Source organism: Photobacterium atrarenae, from assembly GCF_024380015.1.
Lineage (GTDB): Bacteria > Pseudomonadota > Gammaproteobacteria > Enterobacterales > Vibrionaceae > Photobacterium > Photobacterium atrarenae.
The window spans coordinates 2,617,701-2,634,518 of sequence record NZ_CP101508.1; the positions used below are offsets into that span (position 1 = coordinate 2,617,701).

16 protein-coding genes are annotated in these 16,818 nt (G+C 56.4%); 3 read left to right on the forward strand and 13 right to left on the reverse strand.

Translation table 11 applies throughout. The annotated features are described in order from the left end of the window. Nucleotides 1-45 precede the first annotated feature (45 nt). From thiI to pomA, 3 genes are all read right to left on the reverse strand, one after another. Complete coding sequence (gene thiI / locus NNL38_RS12320; protein WP_255388330.1) at nt 46-1,494, reverse strand: tRNA uracil 4-sulfurtransferase ThiI; 1,449 nt, start codon at nt 1,492-1,494, stop codon at nt 46-48. Between the two features lie 177 nt (nt 1,495-1,671). Beyond that, nucleotides 1,672-2,589: a flagellar motor protein MotB gene (locus NNL38_RS12325; RefSeq protein ID WP_255390636.1), complete on the reverse strand. Its 918-nt coding sequence runs from the start codon at nt 2,587-2,589 to the stop codon at nt 1,672-1,674. 9 nt (nt 2,590-2,598) lie between these two features. Continuing rightward, complete coding sequence (pomA, locus tag NNL38_RS12330; protein WP_255388331.1) at nt 2,599-3,360, reverse strand: flagellar motor protein PomA; 762 nt, start codon at nt 3,358-3,360, stop codon at nt 2,599-2,601. Between the two features lie 203 nt (nt 3,361-3,563). Here pomA and xseB point away from each other — a divergent pair, with 203 nt between their 5' ends. The 3 genes from xseB to dxs are packed head-to-tail and all read left to right on the forward strand — an operon-like array spanning nt 3,564 to nt 6,582. After that, a complete protein-coding gene (xseB, locus tag NNL38_RS12335) occupies nt 3,564-3,806 on the forward strand; it encodes an exodeoxyribonuclease VII small subunit (protein ID WP_255388332.1) in 243 nt (80 codons plus the stop codon). Then, nucleotides 3,799-4,701 carry a (2E,6E)-farnesyl diphosphate synthase gene (gene ispA / locus NNL38_RS12340; RefSeq protein WP_439651355.1) on the forward strand — a complete coding sequence of 301 codons (903 nt, stop codon included), beginning with the start codon at nt 3,799-3,801 and terminating at the stop codon, nt 4,699-4,701. Before xseB ends, ispA begins: the two co-directional genes overlap by 8 nt. Nucleotides 4,702-4,722: 21 nt before the next feature. Then, nucleotides 4,723-6,582, forward strand: coding sequence for a 1-deoxy-D-xylulose-5-phosphate synthase (gene dxs, locus NNL38_RS12345; RefSeq protein ID WP_255388333.1), 1,860 nt, complete (start codon nt 4,723-4,725; stop codon nt 6,580-6,582). Nucleotides 6,583-6,635: 53 nt separating this feature from the next. On the opposite strand, the gene NNL38_RS12350 is transcribed toward dxs, so the two are convergent. The 10 genes from NNL38_RS12350 to glyA all read right to left on the reverse strand — a co-directional run bounded on the left by NNL38_RS12350 (nt 6,636) and on the right by glyA (nt 16,383). Then, nucleotides 6,636-8,717, reverse strand: coding sequence for a hypothetical protein (locus NNL38_RS12350; protein WP_255390638.1), 2,082 nt, complete (start codon nt 8,715-8,717; stop codon nt 6,636-6,638). A 135-nt stretch (nt 8,718-8,852) separates the two neighbouring features. Beyond that, nucleotides 8,853-9,338, reverse strand: coding sequence for a phosphatidylglycerophosphatase A (gene pgpA, locus NNL38_RS12355; protein WP_255388334.1), 486 nt, complete (start codon nt 9,336-9,338; stop codon nt 8,853-8,855). Between the two features lie 3 nt (nt 9,339-9,341). Further along, nucleotides 9,342-10,316, reverse strand: coding sequence for a thiamine-phosphate kinase (gene thiL, locus NNL38_RS12360; RefSeq protein WP_255388335.1), 975 nt, complete (start codon nt 10,314-10,316; stop codon nt 9,342-9,344). A gap of 64 nt (nt 10,317-10,380) precedes the next feature. Then, a complete protein-coding gene (gene nusB / locus NNL38_RS12365; RefSeq protein WP_255388336.1) occupies nt 10,381-10,851 on the reverse strand; it encodes a transcription antitermination factor NusB in 471 nt (156 codons plus the stop codon). Further along, complete coding sequence (gene ribH / locus NNL38_RS12370; protein ID WP_039460564.1) at nt 10,851-11,321, reverse strand: 6,7-dimethyl-8-ribityllumazine synthase; 471 nt, start codon at nt 11,319-11,321, stop codon at nt 10,851-10,853. The genes nusB and ribH overlap by 1 nt, the downstream gene beginning before the upstream one ends. A 207-nt stretch (nt 11,322-11,528) precedes the next feature. Next, nucleotides 11,529-12,632: a bifunctional 3,4-dihydroxy-2-butanone-4-phosphate synthase/GTP cyclohydrolase II gene (gene ribBA / locus NNL38_RS12375; RefSeq protein ID WP_255388337.1), complete on the reverse strand. Its 1,104-nt coding sequence runs from the start codon at nt 12,630-12,632 to the stop codon at nt 11,529-11,531. A 26-nt stretch (nt 12,633-12,658) separates the two neighbouring features. Beyond that, the gene (locus NNL38_RS12380) at nt 12,659-13,318 is read right to left on the reverse strand and encodes a riboflavin synthase (protein ID WP_255388338.1); all 660 of its coding nucleotides are present in this window, start codon (nt 13,316-13,318) and stop codon (nt 12,659-12,661) included. A gap of 12 nt (nt 13,319-13,330) precedes the next feature. Further along, nucleotides 13,331-14,455, reverse strand: coding sequence for a bifunctional diaminohydroxyphosphoribosylaminopyrimidine deaminase/5-amino-6-(5-phosphoribosylamino)uracil reductase RibD (gene ribD, locus NNL38_RS12385; protein ID WP_255388339.1), 1,125 nt, complete (start codon nt 14,453-14,455; stop codon nt 13,331-13,333). Between the two features lie 48 nt (nt 14,456-14,503). Then, nucleotides 14,504-14,953, reverse strand: coding sequence for a transcriptional regulator NrdR (gene nrdR / locus NNL38_RS12390; RefSeq protein ID WP_255388340.1), 450 nt, complete (start codon nt 14,951-14,953; stop codon nt 14,504-14,506). Nucleotides 14,954-15,132: 179 nt separating this feature from the next. Next, a complete protein-coding gene (gene glyA / locus NNL38_RS12395; RefSeq protein ID WP_255388341.1) occupies nt 15,133-16,383 on the reverse strand; it encodes a serine hydroxymethyltransferase in 1,251 nt (416 codons plus the stop codon). Between the last annotated feature and the right edge of the window lie 435 nt (nt 16,384-16,818).

Genomic DNA, 16,818 nt, shown 5'->3' on the forward strand with positions numbered 1-16,818 from the left:
AAAACGAGAGCCGAAGCTCTCGTTTTTTCATCGCTGTGAACCTGATTAAGGGCGGTACACCTTCACGTTCTCAAAGCCGTTTTCTTTCAGGTACAGGGCCTGCAAACGGCTCATGACGCCGCGGTCACAATACAGCAGGTAAGTTTTCTCCTGCGGCAGATCGCCAAACTGGGTCGCCAGCTTGTAGAACGGCAGGTGCTTGACCTCCACGTTCTCCAGCTCCAGCGGATTTTCATCTTCTTCATCCGGGCTGCGGATATCCAGTACAATCGCATCGGATTCAATCTGATCCACCAGTTCGATCTCCGGTGCCTGCTCCTGGCTCTCTTTTTCGATATCACGAATATCGAGTACCCGGGCTTCCGCGACGACGCGATCCAACACCGCAAAGTCAAACTTGGCTTCTTCGGTTTCAAGTTTCTCTTTCACCGCCTTCACGGTCGGGCTTTTCGAGATCACACCACAGAATTCCGGCATGGTCTTGGCAAAATCTTCGGTGCCGATCTCACGGGCGACCTTGATGATGTCTTCTTTATCCCAGTTGATCAGCGGGCGCAGGATCAAAGAGTCAGTCACATTATCAATATGACGCAGGTTGGTCAGGGTCTGGCTAGACACCTGGCCCAGTGCCTCACCGGTCACCAGCGCCTGGATCCCGAACCGCTCAGCTACCTGGCCGGCCGCGCGCATGAACATTCGCTTCAGCACCACACCCATCTGGCCGTCGTCGATATTTTCCAGGATTTCAGCAACCACAGGTTCAAAATCAATCGCAATGAACTTCACTTTGGCCGAAGACCCGTATTTCTTCCACAGAAAGTGAGAAACCTGCTTCACCCCGATCTCGTGCGCCGGGCCACCCAGGTTGAAGAAACAGTAGTGGACCTTGCTGCCACGCTTAATATGCAGATAGCTCGATACCCCGGAGTCAAAGCCACCGGAGATCAGGCTCAGGACATCCTCCTGAGTGCCCAGCGGAAAGCCGCCCAGCCCCTGATGACGCGCCAGGATCTGGTTCAGCTTGTCGTGCTCGACTTCGATCTTCACCGTCACGTCCGGATTTTTCAGTTTCACCGACGCCGATGCCACAGCCTGGTTCAGACCACCACCGACGTAGCGCTCCAGCTCAATTGACGTAAAGTCGTGCTTACCGCTCCGCTTAACCCGGACACAGAAAGTTTTGCCGACAATCTGCTCACCCACATGCGCCAACGTCTGCTCATAGATGTCATGCATGTCTTTAAATTCGGTCTGTTTGACTTCCAGCGTATGGTGGATCCCCGGCGTCTGGGTCAGAACTGCCAGCACCTGCTCGCGAATACTGTCATCCTTCGACGTTACTTCGATATAGCTACGTCGGTTATACACCGCCACGGAGTCGGACAGACGTTGAAGAATAATGCGGATGTTACACTCCAGGATTCGGGTAAAGCGCTTACGGACCGATTCGCTCTTCACAAAAATCTCTGGATGGGGTTTAACAATAAATTTCATAACACGCTTCGCTACACTGGGCCAAACATAACCAAAAGGATCAAAGGCGCGGATTATACAGCAAGCCGGCTGTTGCTGAAACAAGGATATATTCCCAAACAGGACGCGTTGCTTACCAAGATTGTCCGGGGAGGTAGAGAGCACTCCCCACGGCCCTGTTATCCTCTTAGTGTAGGCTTAATTCCCGCCGCTGCTCAGTTCCTCGGAGTAATGCGGTTCACCCTGCATGATGGAGATCTCAACCCGGCGGTTGGCCCGACGCTTCGCTTCGGTCTTGTTGTCATTGAGCGGCGCGGTATCCGCCAGACCGACCACCCGCAGGCGTTTGTGATCAAAACCGTCAACTTTTTCCATCTCCTGGGCGACCGACACCGCCCGCTGGGCGGAAAGATCCCAGTTTGAACGATACAGCTCAGAGTCCAGTTTCCGATTATCGGTATGGCCGGAAACACGGATCACCCCGGGCACATCTTTCACCAAATCGGCGATCTGACGCACCAGCGGGCGAAACTTCGGCTGCAGGAAAGCCGAACCGGCCGGAAACGAGCCTTTCTCCTTGATCCGGATCACGACCTGCTGACCGAAGTTTTCCACTTCGATCGCACCATCATCAATTTCACGATTCAGCGCCTGCTGCAGGACTTCGACCAGCTGTTGCTGCGCTTCCATCATCTCGGATTGATCATTCTGATTGAGCTCAGTGGACATCTGGGCACTCTGGCCACCGGTCAGCTTGCCGGCATCCCGTTGGGTTCCCCCGGCCCGATCCGACTCTCCTTCATGAAAATCGAGCGAGCGCTGGGTCATATCAATCGTCTGCTGCATGATCACTTCAATCGGCGTCGGCTCCGGTCGACCCGGACGAAACTCCTGGGCGATCACACTGGTCCCCTTGGGAATATCCTTGACTTCCAGCATGTTTTGCACCCCGAAAGCAAACTTCATCGAACCGGCGATCTGTTTGAACTTCAGCACGTCCATCTCAGAGAACGACAGCAGCAGTACGAAGAAACACATCAGCAGTGACATCAGGTCGGCAAAGGTCCCCATCCACTGCGGCAGCCCCGGTGGGGGACATTTGCATTCTTCTTCCATCATTTTCCCTTACTGATCGCCGTCGATGGCACGTTTCTTTTCGTTGAGATAATTCTTCAGGTAGCCGTCGATCACCCGCGGGTTCTGACCATCCTGAATCGCCAGAACCCCATCCAGGATCAGGCGGCGATTGAGCTTCTCTTCGTCTTTGCGCAGCTCCAGCTTGGCCGCAATCGGCAACATCACCATGTTGGCCATCATCGCCCCGTATAGAGTCGTCAGCAGGGCGACCGCCATCGCCGGGCCAATGGACTTAGGGTCATCCATATTCGACAACATGGCCACCAGGCCGATCAGGGTCCCGATCATGCCCATAGCTGGGGCAACATCTCCCAGCGCTTTGAAAATCCCAGCCCCCTGCTCGTGGCGTTCATTGGTCAGGGCGATATCTTTTTGCAACGTCGCCCGCACCACATCCGCATCATGGCCATCCACCAGCAGATCGATCCCCTTTCGCAAAAAGGAGTTTTCCACTTCCATCTCTTCCAGCGCCAGGAAACCGCCTTTGCGCGCGGCATCAGCCATTTCCACAACCTTGGCAATCAGATCTTCCGGGTTATCGGTCTTGAACATAAATGCCTTGACCGCAATTTTGGCTGCACCGAAAAACTGCCCGACGCTGTACTGCATCAGCGCTACAAACGTCGAACCACATAACACAATCAGGATCGACTGCGTATCAATGAACATATTGATACTGCCGCCCAACACCATTGCCATGATGACAAAGGCAAAAGAGCCGATTAAGCCGATAAGGGTAGCCAAATCCACCGATAGTTCTCCAACTTAGCCAAGTACTTTGCTTGGGGTATTCTAACCAACTCAAACTGTATCGGCACCCTTGAATTAAGATTTAGCCCGGTTGTCGGCAAAATGCGAAAATAACTGTTGGCCCCACAGAATCCTGTGAGATAATTTGACCCTAATACGTCTCTACGTTATTTTTCCTGCACTTAAATCACAGTGAACCGCGTATGGCAGCTAAAAAACCTGAAAATATGGCGTTTGAAGCCGCACTGGACGAACTCGATAGCATTGTTAACGAACTGGAATCCGGCGACATTGCCCTTGAGGACGCATTAAAAAAATTTGAGCGTGGTATCGCGCTTGCACGCAGCAGCCAGCAAAAGCTGACCCAGGCTGAGCAGCGTGTCGAAATTCTGCTCCAGGCAGACGACCAAGCCCCCCTGACTGAATTTGATGCAAACAATGAATAACACTTCATCCCTGTCATCCTCCCTGCAGTACTACCTCCAGCGGAATAACCAACAGCTGGCCCAGTGGCTGGCAACGCAGCCGTATGCCGACCATGCCCTGCTCCAGGCCATGAAACATGGGACGCTGCTGGGCGGCAAACGTGCCCGCCCTTACCTGACTTATGTCACCGGCCAGATGCTGGGAGCTGACTGTGATGATTTGGACACCCCGGCCGCTGCGGTCGAGTGTATCCACGCCTATTCATTGATCCATGACGATCTGCCGGCGATGGATGATGATGAGCTGCGCCGCGGCCAGCCGACCTGCCATATTGCCTTTGACGAAGCCAGCGCTATTCTGGCCGGGGATGCCCTGCAGACCCTGGCGTTTGAAATCCTGGCAACCGGGCAGCTGAGCGAACAGGGCGACGCGTACCGGATCCGGATGGTCCGGGAGCTGGCCCAAGCATCCGGGGCTGCCGGCATGTGTCTCGGCCAGGCACTGGATCTGGCCGCCGAAGGCGGGCAAATCTCCCTGGCGCAGCTGGAAACGATCCACAAACATAAAACCGGCGCCCTGATCCGCTGTGCCATTCGCCTCGGCGCCCTGGCTGCCGGTGACAAAGGCGTCGCCGTCCTGCCGCAACTGGACCGCTACGCAGAAGCCGTGGGCCTGGCGTTCCAGGTTCAGGACGATATCCTTGATATCACCAGTGATACCGATACCCTGGGCAAACCCCAGGGATCGGACGTCGCGCTGAATAAAAGTACCTATCCGGCTCTGCTCGGTCTGGAAGGTGCGCAGCAAAAAGCACAGCAACTTTACCAAGAAGCGCTACAAGCCTTGGCTGCAATACCCTACAATACAGACCAACTCGAAGTTTTCGCCCGATACGTCATCGAGCGCAATAACTAAAATCAGTAAAAGCGCCAAATTATGACACTGGATATTTCAAAATACCCGCATCTGGCTCTGGCCAACACTCCAGATGAACTCCGTCTGCTACCGGCCGACAGCCTGCCCGCTGTCTGTGACGAGCTGCGGACCTACTTACTGAACACCGTCAGTCGTAGTAGTGGTCACTTTGCTTCCGGCCTCGGCGCCGTTGAGCTGACCGTGGCCCTGCACTATGTCTACAATACCCCGTTCGATCACCTGATCTGGGATGTCGGCCATCAGGCCTACCCGCATAAAATCCTGACCGGACGCCGTGAAGCCATGCCGACCATTCGCCAGAAAGACGGCATTCACCCGTTCCCGTGGCGGGAAGAAAGTGAATACGACGTCCTGTCCGTCGGCCACTCGTCGACCTCGATCAGTGCCGGCCTCGGGATGGCGATTGCCGCCGAAAAAGAAGGCCTGGGGCGCAAAGTGGTCAGCGTGATCGGTGACGGTGCCATCACTGCCGGGATGGCGTTTGAAGCCATGAACCATGCCGGGGATGTCCACTCCGACATGCTGGTGATCCTCAACGATAACGAAATGTCGATTTCGGAAAACGTCGGCGCGCTGAACAATCAGCTGGCGCGGGTGTTGTCCGGCAACCTCTATACCACCTTCCGCGAAGGCGGCAAGAAAGTCCTCTCCGGCGCGCCGCCGATCAAAGAGCTGGTCAAACGCGCGGAAGAGCACCTCAAAGGCATGGTCGTTCCCGGCACCATGTTCGAAGAGCTGGGCTTTAACTATATTGGCCCGATCGACGGCCATGATGTGGAGGAGCTGGTCAAAACGCTGAAGAACATGCGTAACCTCAAAGGGCCGCAGTTCCTGCATATCATGACCAAAAAAGGTAAAGGCTATGCCCCGGCAGAAGCCGATCCGATCAACTACCATGCCGTGCCGAAGTTCGATCTGACCCAGAACCCGATCCCGAAAGCCAAAAGCCAGCCGACCTTCTCCAATATCTTCGGCGACTGGCTGTGTGATATGGCGGCTGAAGACAGCAAGCTGATGGCGATCACCCCAGCGATGCGGGAAGGCTCCGGCATGGTGCGCTTCTCAAAAGCGTATCCGGAGCAATATTTTGATGTCGCGATTGCTGAGCAGCATGCCGTGACGCTGGCAACGGGCATGGCCATCGGCGGCTACCACCCGGTTGTGGCAATTTACTCGACCTTCCTGCAGCGCGGTTATGATCAGCTGATCCACGATGTCGCCATCATGGATCTGCCGGTAATGTTTGCCATTGACCGCGGCGGCCTGGTTGGTGCCGACGGACAAACCCACCAGGGCGCGTTTGATCTCAGCTATATGCGTTGTATCCCGAACCTGGTGATCATGGCGCCGAGCGATGAGAACGAGTGCCGCCAGATGCTCTACACCGGCCACATCCACCAGGGCCCGAGCGCCGTGCGCTACCCGCGCGGCAGCGGCACCGGGATCACCCCGACCCGCGAGATGACCGCGCTGGAAATCGGTAAAGGTGTCGTGCGCCGCGAGGGAGAAAAGATCGCGATCCTCAGCTTCGGTACCATGCTGAGCTATGCGCTGGAAGCGGCAGAAAACCTCAATGCAACCGTAGCGGACATGCGTTTTGTCAAACCGCTGGATGAAGCCTTAGTCCGGGAGCTGGCTGCCAGCCATGATGTGCTGGTCACGGTCGAAGAGAATGCCATCGCCGGTGGCGCCGGCAGCGGCATCAACGAGTTCCTGATGAAGCAGAAAATCCTCAAGCCGGTGCTCAACCTAGGCCTGCCGGATCGCTTCATAGAGCAAGGCACCCAGGCCGAACTCCATGCCCTGCTGGACATTGACGGCCCGGGCATCGAGAAACAAATCCGCGCTTATCTGGACTAAATCGGCCTCATGGTCTTCAAACGGCTCCCCTGCGGAGCCGTTTTCATTTCAGCTCACGGAGACGACACGCGTTTAAGCACCGCCCCTTCATATCCCCCCAGTTCGAGATAGCGGATCGGCTCACTCAAACTACCATCATAGAACACCCGCTGGTATTCTCCCGGCAGCGATACCCGCAGCGGCTCGGCCAGCAAAAAACGCTGCTCATCATGCGCTTTCACCGCCCGGTACACCACCAGCCCGTCACTGTAACGGCGCGCCATCACCCCTTCATCCGGTACCGCGCCAAGCCACCCCTTACGATAGAGCCAGAACCAGTTGGCCGGCATCAGCGACACTTCACCAAACTGTGTCGCCGTGGATTTCACTTGCTTATCGCCATTGACCCATTGCACCAGTTTGTAGCCACCGGGCGGAGAGATCGGCCGGCCGATATCAACCTTAAGCATCCCAGTCGGCTGATAAGCCCAGTTCTTCGGCACTCCCTCACGATGCCAGTTGCGCAGCGTGGTATTGCCGCTGCCATACAAGTAGGTCTGGTTCCAGCTGTGGTAGTAAGTCAGCCCCGGCAGATTAAAGAAGTAATACTGGGCCAGGCCGGTTTCAATATCCTGCTGCCACGCCCGGACCGAAGCCGGGGCCAAATGGCTTCTCCCCCCCTTGACCGAGGCCATGATCAGGCTTTTATCCCCGGCTTTGCCCAGGGCGAATATATCCCACCCCTGCTGCATCCGGGCCAGCCCCATCGCCGGGTGGAGATAGTGTTCGCGCAGCCAGAGATCAACCACAGCCCGCAGCTTGGCCGGCCAGACGGAATCATGCCACAGGTTCAAGCGAGAGATATTCGCTGCCAGCCAGCCGGTACCGGTACGCTGTTTCACCAGTTGCAGGAAATCAGCCTGCTGCGCAGCATAGGTTGCAGCGGCTTCTGCGGTCCCTGCCCGCTGCGCAAGCTCAGCAATCAGGCCACCCTCGGTAACCTGAAACTGATTCTTACCCAGCAGTTTAGCCATATCGTCATTATAGCCGCCACTCAACCCCTGGCGCTTCCAGTCAGCCTGATACCAGCCGGCTCTAAGCCGGTTCCAAACCGGGTCGGCAAAGTTGGTCCGGTACCAGCAGGCCCCTGGCCATAGATGCCCGGCCGGGATCAGGCGCGCCTGATGGCGAAACCGGGCGCTGGCATTCGGATTTACCCGGGCGGCGAACTCATCATCATCAATGTAGCCATCCCGGTTGCGATCGTTTTGCCCGTCCCAACCCGGGATCATCAGGGATTGTTGTGCCCCTTGCGGTGTTCGCTGCAACCAAGGCTGAAAACGGACGCTGTGGACCCGGGTTGCCGTCGGCCACTGCAGCCGGATCATCCAGGTTCGCAACCCCAGCTCCAGCCCGCGCTTACCACTGTTGAGTGCCCGGCCCTGCTCAACAGCCTGCACACTGCGCCAGTGCCCCGGCTGGTGCAGCCGCCCGCTCTGGATCAGCTGCTTTTGCGCCCCAATGTCGCTCTGCCAGGTGATTTCAACCGGTGCCCAGTCACCGACATGCCCGGCATCGTCCGTCACCGCCCGGGCAACCTCCGGCGGCGAAAGCGCGGTAACTTGTACCCGGTCAAACGGATAAGAAGCCATGGCGATCAGGGCATCACCGGGCTGAAGCGTCAGGGGCAGGCGGGCGGTTGAGAATTGCTGATCGCGAACCCGTAGTAGATGATAGGGCTGCCCTTCGAGCAGATAGTCCAGGCCACGGCTGAACTGCTTGACCGCCAGTACGGTATCTTCGGCAAAATGAAGGTAACCGTCTTCAATATCCAGATCCTGCCGGGCTGCTTCGGCGCTCAGCCAGGCCGACTGGTTACCGGGGCGGCAATTGAGCTTCTGGCTGTAGATGTACCCCATGGTGATGAGTTTCTGATTCATCTCAGGGTCGTGCAGGCTGCCAAGCACCAAATCGGCATGGCGCCCTTCCCACTGCTTCACGGCATCAGCGGTATCAAAATAAGACGTCGCCTGGGGCTCATCCCACCCGCCGGGCAATACCCAGGCGGTCCCCGTGGAAGGATAAACCTGTGCATAGACCTGACATGCAAACCAGGCCAACATACTCAGGGCACACCGCCACCACAGATTCTGCATCACTCACCACTGTCTTCATCGGAAAACATACTTACAGCCTAGTCGATATGCAGCTAGTGAACTGATTTTTATTATTTTTCTTAAAAATAAAACACCGCGCAACAGCGCGGTGTTTTAAGCATGACAATCCGGTAACTACCAGCCCAGCCAGTAGCCAAGCCCCCACAGGCTGATCATCGCCATGACGCCAGCCAGAATGTCATCGGCCATGATCCCGAACCCGCCGTGGACATGTTTATCCAGCCAGCTGATCGGCCAGGGCTTGACCATGTCAAAAAAGCGGAACAGGACAAAGCCGGCCAACAGCCACTGCCAACTCACCACGGGTGCCACGGCCATAGTGATCCAAAAACCGACAAATTCATCCCACACGATGCTGCCGTGATCGTGCACGCCCATATCATCGGACGTTTTCTGGCAAATGGTGATCCCCAGTAAAGCAGCACTCAGCACCAGCACTAAATAAACGGAAAACGGCAACTCGGCCAGCAGCAGGTAAAACGGCACCGCTGCCAGGGTGCCCATGGTACCGGGAATCACCGGGGACAGGCCACTGCCAAAGCCGGTAGCCAGCAAGTGCCAGGGGTTTTTCAGGTTTATTTTTTCTTTTGGGTTTGCCACGTGTTACTCCGAAAAATGGTCATAGCCATGAAGCCGCCAGTCCAGCGCCGTGTCGCCACGCATCAGGGTGATCCCCTGACCGGCTCTCAACTGACCAATGCAGGTTGCCTTGACCCCGCTATAAGCCAGGGCCGTGTCGATCGCCCCGCGGTTTTGCTCCGGCACGGTAAAGCACAGTTCGTACTCTTCCCCGCTGCTCAACGCCAGCTGCAACGCGCGATCCGTGTCCGGCTCAAACTGCTGTAATTCAGCTGACAGCGGCAGCGTGTCAACATCAATCACCGCCGCCAGAGCGGAGCGCTCCAGAATGTGGCCGAGATCAGCCACCAGGCCGTCGGAGATATCCAGTGCGGCCGTCGCTATCCCGCGCAGCGCCTGTCCGGCCAGGATCCGCGGTTGCGGCAGGTAGTGGCGCTCCAGCAGACACTCGCGAAGTTCGGGATCGTCAACCTGCTTGTCGCCCAGTACCAACGCCAGACCGGCGGCACTATCGCCCAGGTTCCCGGTGACATAGACCCAGTCGCCCGAGTTGGCACCGCTGCGGGTCAGCGCTTCGCCCTGCGGCACAAAGCCGTGGACCGTCATGGTGATACTGAGCGGGCCTTTGGTGGTGTCTCCCCCCACCAACTGAACATTGTAATATTCCGCCAGGGCAAAAAAACCCTGGCAGAAGCCTGACAGCCAGGCTTCATCCGGCTTGGGCATCGTCAGTGCCAGCGACACCCAAGCCGGGGTCGCCCCCATCGCCGCCAGATCGCTCAGATTAGAGGCCAGGGCCTTATGGGCTACCTTGACCGGATCGGCCTCGGCCAGAAAATGAGTCCCCGCCACCAGGGTATCAGTACTCACGGCCAGTTGACTGCCTTCCGGCATTGCCAGCAGGGCGCAATCATCGCCAATCGGCAACACCACGTCGCGACGGCTGACCGCCTGATGCTCGAAATAGCGAGCAATGAGGTCAAATTCGTTTTTAGCCATACTCTCTTCAGATCGAGGACAGAAAAAAGGCCAGCTTAGCTGGCCCTCTGTCGTTGTGATTCGCTTACTTTTTATTGCGAAGTGTCGGTGCTGCTTTATCCAGCACGCCGTTCACAAACTTGTGGCTGTCTTCCGCGCCGAAGGCTTTTGCCAACTCGATCGCTTCGTTAATCACCACTTTATAAGGAACGTCGTCACGCTTAACCATTTCGTACATCGCCAGGCGAAGCAGTGCCAGTTCCATCTGATCCAGGTCTTGCAGCGGGCGCGACAGGTACGGGCGCATTTTGCTGTCCAGCTCCTGATGATTCAGGACAACGCCGGTGAACAGATCACGGAAGTAGGCAACGTCTGTATGCGGAGCCGCCAACACCGGAGCATCGGCCTGGAACTCTTCTTCTTCAAACTTATCCCCGGACAGGAAATGTTGCTCGATATCGGCAACATTGCCTTTGGTAATTTGCCAAGAATAAATGGCTTGAACAGCAAACTGACGTGCGTTTCGACGTGCGGCTGGTTTCACAGTAACCCCCATTAGGATTCGATTTGGGACAGGACATTGACCATTTCAAGCGCGCTTAGTGCAGCCTCTGCCCCTTTATTACCAGCCTTGGTACCGGCACGCTCAATGGCTTGTTCAATTGAATCTACAGTCAGAACACCGAATGCAACCGGAGTGTTGTACTCCAGAGCAACCTGCGCCAGACCTTTGTTACACTCACCGGCAACATAATCAAAGTGCGGTGTACCGCCACGGATCACAGAACCCAGTGCAACAATCGCATCGTAACGATCGCTCTTGGCAACCTGCTGTGCCACCAGTGGCAGCTCATAAGCACCCGGGCAACGAACAACGGTGATGTTGTCATCGCTGACCTGACCCTGACGTTTCAGCGCATCAAGTGCGCCTTCCAACAGACTTTCGTTGATGAAGCTGTTGAAACGTGAAATTACGATAGCAACTTTTGCATTTGGTGCCGCAATGGCGCCTTCAATTACCTTCATGGGCCTTCCTGTGACTATGTCTTTTCCGGTTTGAGAAACCGCGGGAGTCTACCACACTTTATGGGTTATACCAATTTAGTTGTGAGCCGCTCCCCACCCGGGGATCCGGCCTGCCTTGGCTTCTCAAACCAATGTTCATGATAAGTCGCTCACCACCGGCAAGGTTGCCCGAAGAGCGACACAATAATGCTGTCAACGGCAGCTGACTTATTCGCAAATATACTCAACCACTTCCAGGCCAAAGCCGGACAGGGAGTGGTAGCGCTGATGGGTTGAAGACAGCAGGCGCATCTTCGCCACCCCGAGATCGGCAAGAATTTGCGAGCCGACCCCGACCTGGCGCGACTGATCTTTCGGATTCAGTTTCACCATCGGCTTGCCGGCTTCCTGCGCGGCCAGTTGCTGGATCTTGGTCAATGTGGCCTCTTGTGATTCGTGGCGATTGAGGATCACCATGACCCCACCTTCCTCGGCAATTCGCTGCATCGCTGCCGACAGCGTCCATTGCGACGCCCCGGAATGCAGAATGTCCTTGAAGGTATCCTGCACATGCACCCGCACCAGCGTCGGCTCAACCGGGCTAACTTGCCCGTGGCGCAACGCATAATGGACTTCGTTATCGATGGTGTCACGGTAGGTGATCAGGTCAAACTCACCGAACGCCGTCGGCAGGCGGCATTCAGCCACGCGCTCGATGGTGGTTTCGTTGGTATTGCGATATTCGATCAGGTCGGCAATGGTGCCCAGCTTCAGGCCATGTTTCTCGGCAAACACTTCCAGATCCGGGCGGCGGGCCATGGTGCCGTCTTCATTGAGGATTTCAACGATCACGCTCGACGGCTCCAGACCGGCCAGGCGAGCGATATCACAACCAGCTTCGGTGTGACCGGCACGGGCCAGTACCCCACCCTGCTGCGCCATCAGCGGAAATACATGGCCCGGCATCACGATATCCGAGGGTGTCGCATTCGCCGCTACGGCTGCTTGTACCGTGCGGGCGCGATCTGCGGCGGAGATCCCGGTGGTCACGCCTTCGGCCGCTTCAATCGAAATGGTGAAGTTAGTGCTGAACTGCTCAGTATTGTCCTGCACCATCAGCGGCAGATTCAGCTGCTGGCAACGGTCTTGTGTCAGGGTCAGGCAAATCAGTCCCCGTCCGTGGGTCGCCATAAAGTTAATGGCATCAGGGGTGATCTTTTCCGCGGCCATGATCAGATCGCCTTCGTTTTCGCGATCCTCATCATCCATCAGGATCACCATTTTTCCCTGGCGAATATCTTCAATGATCTCTGCTGCACTGCTTAATGCCATTGTGTTCCCCTTCTCCTGCTTGGTCTTTATGATTTCAAGAATCCGGATTTTGCCAACAGATCCATGGTCACTGTCGGCGCTTTTTCTGCCGCCTTGTCACCCAGTATCAATCGCTCCAGATAGCGGGCGATCACATCCACCTCCAGGTTGACCTTCCGACCGGGCTGGAATGATTCCATCGTGGTCTCGGCAGCGGTGTGCGGCACGATCGTCAGTTTAAACTCATCGCCCCGGACGGCATTGACGGTCAGGCTGATCCCATCGACCGTGACCGAGCCTTTTTCGGCAATATACTTGGCCAGATGCGCCGGCACCCGAACCCAGAATTCAATGGCCCGGCCGGTGTGGCTCCGTTCGATTATTTCCGCCACCTCATCCACGTGGCCGGACACCATATGACCGCCGAACCGAGTAGTCGGCAGCATGGCTTTTTCCAGGTTGACCGCCTGTCCGGCACGGTACGTCGCAAACGCGGTCCGCTGGAGGGTCTCTAACGACAAATCAGCCACATAGCCGTTGCCAGTCAGCGCAACCACCGTGAGGCAAACGCCGTTGGTTGCAATACTGTCCCCCAATTTTACATCGGATAGATCAAGCTTGCCGGAATCCACCGTCACAGAAATGTCTTTGCCTTTCGGTGTCAGCGCCGTAATGGTCCCAACCGCTTCAATAATGCCTGTAAACATGAAGGATTTTCCTTAAATTGCTTGTTTGATTTGCGCGGAGATCCGAATATCCGGCCCCACCATGCGAACATCCCGGATGGTCAGCTCCGGCACCTGGGTCATCGCCGTGAACCCTTGCAGGTCAATCAGTCCCCGGCTGTCGCTGCCCATCAGTTTCGGCGCCTGATAGACAATCAGCTCATCCACCAGCCCGGCAGAGAGCAAGGCCCCCGCCAGGGCGGCACCCGCCTCCACCCACAAGTGGTTAATATCCTGCTGTGCCAGTACGGTCATCAGGGCATCGAGATCCAGCCGGCCATGCTCAGCAGCCGGTACCACCAGCTGTTGTACTGAGGCCGGCCAGGATTCTTTTCCCAGCTCACGCCGCGCGAGCAGAGTCTGTCCCGGCAGGCCAATCAGGCGATGAGTCGGTGTGACCCGGTTCTGGCTGTCAATCACCACCCGGATCGGCTGGCGCAACGATGCCTGCGGATAGTGCTGCTGCACCGTCTCATCCAGCTCCTCCCAGCGAATATTGAGCGACGGATCATCAGCCAGTACCGTGGCACTGGTTGATAAGATCGCCCCGGCCTGGGCCCGGAAGCGCTGTACATCCGCCCGCGCCGCCGGTGAGGTGATCCATTTGCTCTCCCCGTTCGCCAGCGCGGTGCGACCATCGAGGCTGGCCGCCAGCTTGAGCTGCACATACGGCTTGCCGGTTTTCATCCGCTTGATAAACCCCGGATTCAGCGCCTCGGCATCGGCTTCGAGCAAGCCCGACTGCACCGCGATCCCGGCGGCCCGCAGCATCTTCAGGCCCCGCCCGGCCACTTGCGGATTCGGATCAACCATGGCACAGACCACCCGGGCAACACCGGCGTCAATCAATGCCGCAGCGCACGGCGGCGTCCGGCCAAAATGAGAGCAAGGCTCGAGGGTGACATAGGCAGTGGCACCCTTGGCTTTCTCACCGGCTGCCCGCAGGGCAAACACTTCCGCGTGAGGCTGGCCAGCCCGGTAATGATACCCCTCGCCGACAATGTCACTGCCGTGGGCAATCACACAGCCGACATTGGGGTTGGGCGCAGTGGTGAATCGGCCGCGTTTCGCCAGTTCGAGGGCGCGCAGCATCATGGCATGGTCAATCGATGAAAACATCTGGTTTGCTTTTCATGGTTCAGGCCGGCGGCAGGGTGCCGCCCGCACTTATTTTTCCAATCTGGCGATCTCTTCGCCAAATTCTCGAATATCTTCAAAACTACGGTAAACGGATGCAAAGCGGATATAAGCCACTTTATCCAGCTCTTTCAGCGCTTCCATCACCAGGTTGCCGATCATTTCAGACGGCACTTCCCGCTCACCGGTCGCCCGCAGGCGTGACTTGATGGTATTGATTGCCCGCTCAATGTCATCAGCACTAACTGGGCGCTTTTCCAGGGCACGCTGAATGCCGCCCCGCAGCTTATCTTCGTTGAACGGGTCGCGGTTGCCATTGGTTTTAATCACCCGCGGCATAACTAACTCTGCTGTTTCGAACGTCGTATAACGCTCATTACAGGCCAGACACTGACGACGCCGACGGACTTGATGGCCGTCTGCAACCAGACGGGAATCGATTACTTTGGTGTCATTTGCACCGCAAAAAGGACAATGCATCTTGCCTCCTCATACTCGTCGCCTCAGTGTAACCCATTTCGCTCCGCTGTTGAGCGTTCTGGCGGGTTTTTCTGTTGATTCTGGCTGATAAAACAAAACGGCACCTGAATCAGGTGCCGTTTTATGCATCTTGCGCTTTGCCGGGCCAGCGTCGCCGCCGGCCGGCTCACACAGAAGGATTAAGCGTAAACAGGCAGGCGCTGACAGATCTCGAGCACCTTGGCTTTAGTCGCTTCGATCACTTCCGGGTTGTTTACATCGTCCAGGATGTCACAAATCCAGCCAGCCAGTTGCTTGGCATCTTCAGCAGTGAAGCCGCGACGGGTGATCGCCGGGGTGCCCAGGCGGATCCCTGAAGTCACAAACGGGCTGCGCGGATCGTTCGGTACGCTGTTCTTGTTCACTGTGATGTTGGCTGAGCCCAGCGCAGCATCGGCTTCTTTCCCGGTAATGCCTTTGTCGATCAGATCGACCAGGAACAGGTGGTTTTCAGTGCTGCCGGAGACAATCTTGTAACCACGCTCGAGGAACTCACCGACCATCGCCTTGGCATTTTCAACCACACGCGCCTGGTACGCTTTAAATTCCGGCTCCATCGCTTCTTTGAACGCCACGGCTTTGGCTGCAATCACGTGCATCAGCGGACCGCCCTGGGCGCCCGGGAATACGGCAGAGTTCAGTTTCTTATACAGGTCTTCACCGCCGTTCGACAGGATCAGACCGCCGCGAGGACCGGCCAGGGTTTTGTGCGTGGTAGTGGTCACCACATGCGCGTGCGGCACAGGATTCGGGTAGACACCCGCAGCAATCAGACCGGCGACGTGCGCCATATCGACAAACAGGTAAGCACCCACTTTGTCCGCGATTTCACGCATGCGTTTCCAGTCAACAACCTGCGAGTAAGCAGAGAAGCCACCGATGATCATTTTCGGCTTGTGCTCAACCGCCAGCGCTTCCATTTCTTCGTAGTCGATTTTGCCGGCTTCATCGATGCCGTAAGGCACGATGTTGTACAGGCGGCCGGAGAAGTTTACCGGAGAGCCGTGGGTCAGGTGGCCACCGTGGGCCAGGCTCATGCCCAGGACAGTATCCCCGGCATTAAGCAACGCCATGTAGACTGCGTTGTTGGCCTGTGAGCCAGAGTGTGGCTGCACGTTGGCGTACTCGGCACCGAACAACTGGCAAGCACGGTCGATCGCCAGTTGCTCTGCTTTATCCACATACTCACAGCCGCCGTAGTAACGCTTACCCGGGTAACCTTCGGCATATTTGTTGGTCAGCTGAGAACCTTGTGCTTCCATTACACGCGGGCTGGTGTAGTTTTCAGAGGCAATTAACTCGATGTGCTCTTCCTGACGCGCAGTCTCTTCCTGAATGGCTGCAAAAAGTTCTGCGTCATAATCGGCAATATTCATGTCGCGCTTTAGCATCTGTATCTCCTGACTCAGATCGTTCTCATATACACCCGCAGAAGCACTAAAAAACCGTTCCTGCTGCGAATGAATGGTAAACAGTAATTTTCGGTGAAATTCGAAAAAACATCAGCCCAGGCGCCGCCTGAACGCAAACGTTTTCGTCACCCTGGTACATAGCGCTGTATTTTACAGAATTTGGTCCGGGTCAGATAGTCCTGATTGTGCTTTTTCTTGTGATTTCTGCATGTTTATTTTCCATGTCAGCATGAATTCCTTTCATCTTGATGCAAGCATCACCAACAACGCTTTAGTTCATCACATACAGTTTGCAAGAAAATTTACAAATTAATAGTTTACGTAGTTGTATCGAAATCATTACACCTGTAGTTTAACCATTTCTGTGACAGGCTTCTCAGTACCCAGCCCCACCCGTATCATAGCGCCAACATC

What these genes read in the sequence shown, in the direction of transcription:
- ribBA (WP_255388337.1), bottom strand. Translation starts at nt 12,632, where the DNA reads ATGGCATTAAGCAGTGCAGCAGAGATCATTGAAGATATTCGCCAGGGA.
- thiL (WP_255388335.1), bottom strand. Translation starts at nt 10,316, where the DNA reads ATGGCTAAAAACGAATTTGACCTCATTGCTCGCTATTTCGAGCATCAG.
- NNL38_RS12380 (WP_255388338.1), bottom strand. Translation starts at nt 13,318, where the DNA reads ATGTTTACAGGCATTATTGAAGCGGTTGGGACCATTACGGCGCTGACA.
- glyA (WP_255388341.1), bottom strand. Translation starts at nt 16,383, where the DNA reads ATGCTAAAGCGCGACATGAATATTGCCGATTATGACGCAGAACTTTTT.
- ribH (WP_039460564.1), bottom strand. Translation starts at nt 11,321, where the DNA reads ATGAAGGTAATTGAAGGCGCCATTGCGGCACCAAATGCAAAAGTTGCT.
- nrdR (WP_255388340.1), bottom strand. Translation starts at nt 14,953, where the DNA reads ATGCATTGTCCTTTTTGCGGTGCAAATGACACCAAAGTAATCGATTCC.
- xseB (WP_255388332.1), top strand. Translation starts at nt 3,564, where the DNA reads ATGGCAGCTAAAAAACCTGAAAATATGGCGTTTGAAGCCGCACTGGAC.
- ribD (WP_255388339.1), bottom strand. Translation starts at nt 14,455, where the DNA reads ATGTTTTCATCGATTGACCATGCCATGATGCTGCGCGCCCTCGAACTG.
- NNL38_RS12325 (WP_255390636.1), bottom strand. Translation starts at nt 2,589, where the DNA reads ATGGAAGAAGAATGCAAATGTCCCCCACCGGGGCTGCCGCAGTGGATG.
- dxs (WP_255388333.1), top strand. Translation starts at nt 4,723, where the DNA reads ATGACACTGGATATTTCAAAATACCCGCATCTGGCTCTGGCCAACACT.
- ispA (WP_439651355.1), top strand. Translation starts at nt 3,799, where the DNA reads ATGAATAACACTTCATCCCTGTCATCCTCCCTGCAGTACTACCTCCAG.
- thiI (WP_255388330.1), bottom strand. Translation starts at nt 1,494, where the DNA reads ATGAAATTTATTGTTAAACCCCATCCAGAGATTTTTGTGAAGAGCGAA.
- nusB (WP_255388336.1), bottom strand. Translation starts at nt 10,851, where the DNA reads ATGGGGGTTACTGTGAAACCAGCCGCACGTCGAAACGCACGTCAGTTT.
- NNL38_RS12350 (WP_255390638.1), bottom strand. Translation starts at nt 8,717, where the DNA reads ATGCAGAATCTGTGGTGGCGGTGTGCCCTGAGTATGTTGGCCTGGTTT.